Genomic DNA, 6,168 nt, shown 5'->3' with positions numbered 1-6,168 from the left:
AAGGGCGAAACCATAAGTGGCCGTTACCGCAGCAATGGATATGTACACGGTCAACAAAACATAGGTCGGCTATCAGGCCGCCTTCGCTGGCAAGCCAACTCCCACAGTTGATCGGGTACATCCGCGAGAGTTTGGTGGGCTGTCAGGCCGCCTTCGCTGGCAAGCCAGCTCCTACAGTTTGATCGGGGGTACATCCGCGGGAGATTGGTCGGCTATAAGGCCGCCTTCGCTGGCAAGCCAGCTCCCACAGTGGATCGGTTACAGCCGCGAGGGATTGGTCGAATATGAGGCCGCCTTCGCGGGCAAGCCTCGCTCCTACAGTTTGATCGAGGGTACAGCCGCGAGAGATTGGTCGGCTGTCAGGTCGCCTTCGCCGGCAAGCCTGGCTAACATGCGCGTCTGCAAAAAAAATCCCGCCCGGATATCTCCAGACGGGATTTTTTTCAATCACACCAACTCACCCCATTCAGGCAATCGGAATCAACGGATCCGCCGCCGCCCACGCGCTTTCACGATCAGCCGCCGGCGGATAGATCCACACCGTGTTGATCTGGGTCTTCAGCGACTTGCCTTCCTGCCGGGTCAGCTTGACCTGGCGATCCCAACCTTCGGTATAAACCGCCCCCCAGGCCCCCAGGTCCAGGCAGGTCACGTATTTGGGCTGGCTGTACGGCGTCGGGTCGACACCGAGGATCTGCGCGGCAACGTTATTGCCGGCATGACGGCCCAGCACAATGGCGTGCTGGCAGGTCATCAGCGCATGGTTGCCGATGTCATCGCTGGCCGCATAGGCCACGTCGCCGGTGGCGAAGATGTCAGGCTGTCCGATTACTTGCAGGTGCGCGTTGACGTGCAGGCGGCCCAGGTGGTCGCGTTCGCCAGGGATCTGCTCGGTCAGCGAGCTGGCCCGCACGCCGGTGGTCCAGATGACGGTCTTGGCGTCGATGCGCTGGCCGTCGGACAAGCTCACGCCGTTTTCATCGACGGCGACAACCGAGGCGTTGAGGTGCCATTTGACCCCGGTTTCCTCACTGGCTTCAGCAATCTTCTCAGCGATTTGTGGGCCCATGGAACCGCCTACCTGAGCGCCACGATCGACAATGATCACCTTGAAGTCCGCACCCTCGCCCAAGATGGCACGCAAACGGGTGGGCATTTCAGTGGCGGTTTCAATACCCGTAAAGCCACCACCGGCTACCACCACCGTGTTGCGTGCCTGGCTTTGCGGCTGGTTGGCCAGGGATTTTAGGTGGTCTTCCAGGCGTATGGCCTGTTCGATCTGATCGACGTCGAACGCATGTTCAGCCACACCCGGGGTGTCCGGTAGTGCCAGACGGCTGCCGGTGGCCAGAACGAGTTTGTCGTAGATGCAGACTTGTTTTTCGCCCGAGGCATCGAGGTACCCCACACGCTTTTGCTCGACGTCGATAGTCTCGGCAGCCCCCTTGAGGAACTTGACGCCGACTGCATCGAACAGCTCGCCGATGGGCGCCGCCAGCTGGTGGGCGTTCGGCTCGTAGAAGCGTGGACGCACGCGCAGTTCGGCCTGGGGCGCCAGTACCGTTACGTCAACGTCATTGTGACCATGGATATCGAACAGGCGGGTGGCGCTCAAAGCGCTCCACATGCCACCGAAACCTGCGCCAATTACCAGGATGCGTTGTTTCATTTTTAACTCCAGGGGGAAAAACCAGGCAGTGAATTGGGTTAAGGGGTCAGGAGGTCGGCACTCGCTCTCTGCTGGAAGGGCCTTCCGCTCCCGACCTGACAACTACGACTGTAGTGATCGTAGTTAATTTGAGCAATGTGTTTTTCTCAATGGTTCGAATCGATGTCATCGATAGACCGGCCGAACCCTGCCAAATCCGCTGTTTGCAAGGCCTTTCCAGCATGTTGAGAACAATCGCAATCGTTGCCTGGCTAAGGGTCACCTGCTAATATTTACGACAACATTAGTCGGAGATCGATATGTCTCTTTACAGCGCGGGCGTCGAGTACGGCATTCACTGCCTGATTTTCCTGGTGGGCAATGGTGGCGAGACCCGCGAGGCGAGCGTGCGTGACCTTGCAGAGCTGCAAGGCGTGCCGCTGGACTATCTGGCAAAAATCTTCACCAAACTGGCCAAGGCAAAACTGGTGGTTGCCACCGAAGGCGTGCGCGGGGGTTTCAAGCTGGCGCGGCCGGCCGATGAGATCAGCCTGCTGGACATCGTCAATGCCATCGACGGTCGCAAGGCCATTTTCGAATGTCGGGAAATTCGCGGTCGCTGTGCGTTGTTCGAAGGCGAGGTGCCCGAGTGGGCGCTGGACGGCCATTGCTCGGTGCACGGGGCCATGTTGACTGCGCAGAAGCGTATGGAAGAGGCCTTGGCCCAGCAGACCATCCTGGACATCGCCAGAAAGGTCGGGCGCAAGGCGCCTGCGCAGTTCAATGCGCAGGTCGACAGCTGGATGAGTGATCGCCGGGAAAAGAAAGGCACCGCCAGTACCCAGGCCGATCAACTGATCCAGGTCACCGAGATCGAAGGCTGATCCCTACAGGCAGTCGCGTACGGCCTGGCGCATGGCCCCTGACTTTGCCCAAGGCGGCCCCTGGTACAGCGAGACCCGGCTGCCGTCCTTGTACTTCACGATATCCAGCACTTCATCGGCGGTTATGACACTCGGCGCGGTGATCCGGTAGCCGTTGGAAATCGATGTCTGGGTGGTCTTGGCGATCTCCTTTTGCCAGGCCGGAAAAACACATGCCGCTACATCCTTGGGTAACTTGTCGCTCGGCTTATTGTAGTTCGGTTCTCCCGGCACCAGGGACGCCGGCAACGAACACCCCGCCAACAACGCCATCACCACTGCCCCCATCAACATTCGACTCATGAAGCATCCTTAAACCTGAAAAAATAAAATGTAGCCTGTTGCCGTACTGACAGCCATTTTGTTGCATCGAACCTCAGGGGCTGACGCTGTGATTGCCGGGGTCCGGGTAGGAGCGCTCGTTCAGATAAGCCGTCCATCGTTCGTAGGCTTCGTGTTGCCATTGACTGACCCGCTCCCATTCCGGCCCGCTGAGCTGATGCTCGGAAATGAGTTTCATCATTTCGCTGGTGGCGGCATCAAGATCGGCGATCAGTTCCTGGGCATGCGCCCTGAAGTCATCGGTTTGCGTGGTCATTTTGAACGCACCCTGCCCTGCTGAAATTTCGGCACCTCACTACGACAGCGAATTTTGCGAAACGCGCAAATTTCCCGACCAATGGAAGCCCTTTGGCATCAGACGAACACAACGCCACGCCACGCGAATGGGTCTAAAATTTCGTAGCACGAAGTTACGGGAGATCATCATGTGGCTTAACGAACATGAACAGACGCTTCGACGTGACCTGCAAGGGCTTGCATCGGACCTGCGATGGTCGGCGGTAGAGCTATTGCGCATCGCCGAACAATTGCGCCTGTCGGGGAACGATGTCGATGCAGAGGCCGTGAGGCGGCTGTGCGATCTGTTCCAGGGCGATGAACAACGGCTGGCGGGTTATGCCGAGGAAGTGAAGGCCAAGATCATCAGTCGAAACAAGCCTGAATAGTGGGAGTCGAGCCGTGAACAAGTCCCTCTATACGCTTGCCACCCTGATCACGGTGCTGGCGGGCTGCAGCACCGACTCACAGATCTATCGGGATCAACCACTGGTGGCAAAAGTCGAGACCGGGATGAGCAAGGAGCAAGTCGAGCAAATCGGCGGCCCACCCCTGTCGATCTCCAACCGCACGGTCGAGCCCGGCACCTGTTTCGACTACAACCTGACCCAACCTGGTCATCAGCAACGGTACAACGTCAGCTTCGATAGCCGGGGCAGGGTCGATCATACAAGCTTCATGACCTGTGCCGAATGGAGCAACGCGCAGCAAAAGGCCAGGGAACCGTCCCGCAGCGGCGGCGGAGGCTACTAAGCCGCACTCACAATTGCGTGGTGACACGCTCAGCCACCTCCCCCGGCACCCAGCTCTTCCAGATCTGCGGCTGGTCACGCAAGAAGGCCTCTGCGACCTGACGCGGTTGCAGGCGCTTTTCGCTCATCTGGCCGAGGGTATGGTTCAGCAGATCGATCGGCAGGTCGACCTTCTCGAAGAACGCCACCAGGTCCGGGTACTGCGCCTTGAACGGTGCGGACACGCCGATCGCCAGGTTGGCCGGCATCGACCGGGTGCCCTTCGGATGCGGGTTGTTGGCGTCGGCCAGGGTCTTCCAGGCTTCGGCGTCAAATGCCGGCTCGTCGAGTTTCACCAGCTTGAAACGCCCCAGCAACGGGGTTGGCGACCAATAGTAGAACAGCACCGGCTTGCCACGACGAATCGACGAAGCCACCTCGGCATCCAGGGCCGCACCCGATCCCGTGCGGAAGTTGACGAAGTTGTCGGCCAGGTCGTAGGCCTTGAGTTTCTGACTGTTGACGATCTCCGAGGTCCAGCCGGTCGGGCTGTTGAGGAAGCGTCCGCGGCTTGGGTCTTCCGGGTCGCGGAACACGTCTTTGTAGCGGGCCAGGTCAGCGACGGATTTCAGTTCCGGGGCCAGGGGCTTGATGCCTCGTTCAGGGTCGCCCTTGATCACGTATTCCGGCACCCACCAGCCTTCGGTGGCGCCCTTGACCGTGTCGCCCAGGCCAAACACTTTGCCCTCCGAAGCGGCTTTGACCCACGCTGGACTGCGCCCGGCCCACTCTTCGCCGATCACCTGGATATCGTTTTTGGCCAACGCCGCTTCGAGGCTGACGGTGCTGCCCGGCAAGGTATCTGTCGGGTAGCCGTAACCTTTCTCGACAATCACCCGAAGTATTTCGGTGATGAGGCTGCCGCTTTCCCAGGTGATGTCGCCGAAGTGGATCGGCGCGACTTTTTCTGCAGCGGGAGCCTGAGTCGCCACAAGGCTCAGGGCCAGCAGTGAACTGCCGAGCAGGGTTTTGAACGATCTCATGCGGACCTCCGGGTCAGGGAATTCAAGGATTGGTTGGCGCTGTGCCGGGCACACAGGGCTTGGGAGCGAGTCATGTAATCGCTCACCGAACGTTGGGAAATGCCCAGTCGGGCGGCAATTTGCGGGTAGGTCAGGCCGTCGACCCGCGACAACAGGAAGGTTGCCCGAACCTTGCCCGGCAAACGTTCAAGCGTGCGCGCCAGGCCATGCAACGCCTGGGTCAGTTGCACCTGTTCTTCGGGCGAGATCGCTTGATGCCGGTCAACGTGTTGCAACTGTTCGAGGTGCTGGCGCTCCAGGTCGCGACGGCGCCAGAGCTGATAGATCAACCGATGGGCAATGGTGGTGAGCAAGGCGCGAGGCTCGCGGATCGGGGTCAGCCCCGGCGATTCGAGCAACTGCACGAAGGTCTCGGCAGCGATGTCTTCGACGCTGGGGCTGGCCCCCAGATATCGGCGCAACCGTGCGCAGAGCCAGGGATAATGCGCGCGGAATAATCCGCCCACGTCGTTGCGATGGGAAAGGTCGGTGCCGGACATAGAGGCTCCAAAGGTCAGGGGTCGCTGAATGTCCGGTGATCCGGTGACGCGATCCTAGCAAGGAGCCTTATTCATCAATAATACTTAAAAAGCATTTTTATATTCCAATAAGCAATTTCAACGCAATCGTCCAAATCCCAGGTCCTCGGCCTCCCGCTGGTAGTCGAGAACGGTTTGATAGTCGCTTTCGGTAGCGGGCAGGATCTCTTGCAGACCGAGGATTTCCGCGACATCCGGCAGCTCGTGCAACGTCTGATTCATCACCTGTCGAAGGTGCCCGGCCTGTTGTTCGGTGATGGCAGCCGCGGTGATGTACGGCAAGGTCGGGCTGAAGGCACTGCGACCGATGATCCGCAGGTTGGCCACTTCGTCTTCGGCGTGTCGCGCCAGGTAGGCAAAGGTCACGCTGTCGATGGCCGCCAGGTCCGCTTTATCCTCGCGCAACCAGCGCAGGCTTTCTTGGTGACTGCCGCTGATACCGACTCCGGCAAAAAACTGCCCCTCTCGATGGAAAGGCGCCAGGCGGTGACGCAGCAGGTTCATGCCGCTGTTGGAATCTTCGCCATTGATCACACCACGACTGTCGCGAAAAGCCGGCAGGCTGCGCCGTGGATCATCGGCGCGACTCAGCAACAGGCTGCAATGGCTGCCGCCGCTGGCGTCCGG

9 protein-coding genes are annotated in these 6,168 nt (G+C 59.6%); 3 read left to right on the top strand and 6 right to left on the bottom strand.

What is annotated here, in order from left to right; all coding sequences use genetic code 11:
- Positions 1-466: 466 nt before the first annotated feature.
- Positions 467-1,669: an NAD(P)/FAD-dependent oxidoreductase gene (locus tag PMI35_RS00115; RefSeq protein WP_008066730.1), complete on the bottom strand. Its 1,203-nt coding sequence runs from the start codon at positions 1,667-1,669 to the stop codon at positions 467-469.
- Between the two features lie 299 nt (positions 1,670-1,968).
- Between PMI35_RS00115 and PMI35_RS00120 the strand changes: the two genes are divergently transcribed.
- A complete protein-coding gene (locus PMI35_RS00120) occupies positions 1,969-2,532 on the top strand; it encodes an RrF2 family transcriptional regulator (protein WP_008066720.1) in 564 nt (187 codons plus the stop codon).
- Positions 2,533-2,535: 3 nt separating this feature from the next.
- On the opposite strand, the gene PMI35_RS00125 is transcribed toward PMI35_RS00120, so the two are convergent.
- Both PMI35_RS00125 and PMI35_RS00130 read right to left on the bottom strand, forming a co-directional pair.
- Entirely contained in the window at positions 2,536-2,874 is a 339-nt protein-coding gene (locus tag PMI35_RS00125) for a hypothetical protein (protein WP_008066719.1), read from the bottom strand.
- Positions 2,875-2,947: 73 nt separating this feature from the next.
- The gene (locus PMI35_RS00130) at positions 2,948-3,169 is read right to left on the bottom strand and encodes a hypothetical protein (RefSeq protein WP_008066718.1); all 222 of its coding nucleotides are present in this window, start codon (positions 3,167-3,169) and stop codon (positions 2,948-2,950) included.
- 169 nt (positions 3,170-3,338) lie between these two features.
- Between PMI35_RS00130 and PMI35_RS00135 the strand changes: the two genes are divergently transcribed.
- Both PMI35_RS00135 and osmE read left to right on the top strand, forming a co-directional pair.
- Positions 3,339-3,578: a hypothetical protein gene (locus PMI35_RS00135; protein WP_008066717.1), complete on the top strand. Its 240-nt coding sequence runs from the start codon at positions 3,339-3,341 to the stop codon at positions 3,576-3,578.
- A gap of 13 nt (positions 3,579-3,591) precedes the next feature.
- Positions 3,592-3,942: an osmotically-inducible lipoprotein OsmE gene (gene osmE, locus PMI35_RS00140; protein WP_008066716.1), complete on the top strand. Its 351-nt coding sequence runs from the start codon at positions 3,592-3,594 to the stop codon at positions 3,940-3,942.
- A 7-nt stretch (positions 3,943-3,949) separates the two neighbouring features.
- Here osmE and PMI35_RS00145 read toward each other — a convergent pair whose 3' ends face one another.
- The 3 genes from PMI35_RS00145 to PMI35_RS00155 all read right to left on the bottom strand — a co-directional run.
- Positions 3,950-4,963, bottom strand: a complete 1,014-nt coding sequence (locus tag PMI35_RS00145) for an ABC transporter substrate-binding protein (RefSeq protein WP_008066715.1) — start codon at positions 4,961-4,963, stop codon at positions 3,950-3,952.
- On the bottom strand, positions 4,960-5,502 hold the full coding sequence (locus PMI35_RS00150; RefSeq protein WP_008066714.1) for a sigma-70 family RNA polymerase sigma factor: 543 nt from the start codon (positions 5,500-5,502) through the stop codon (positions 4,960-4,962). The genes PMI35_RS00145 and PMI35_RS00150 overlap by 4 nt, the downstream gene beginning before the upstream one ends.
- Positions 5,503-5,619: 117 nt before the next feature.
- On the bottom strand, positions 5,620-6,168 hold a 549-nt coding region (locus PMI35_RS00155), incomplete at its 5' end, for a phosphate/phosphite/phosphonate ABC transporter substrate-binding protein (RefSeq protein WP_008066713.1).

This window comes from Pseudomonas sp. GM78 (assembly GCF_000282475.1).
Taxonomy (GTDB): Bacteria; Pseudomonadota; Gammaproteobacteria; order Pseudomonadales; family Pseudomonadaceae; genus Aquipseudomonas.
Note: the sequence above shows the minus strand (reverse complement) of the source record. Positions and strands in the feature narration are given on the sequence as shown.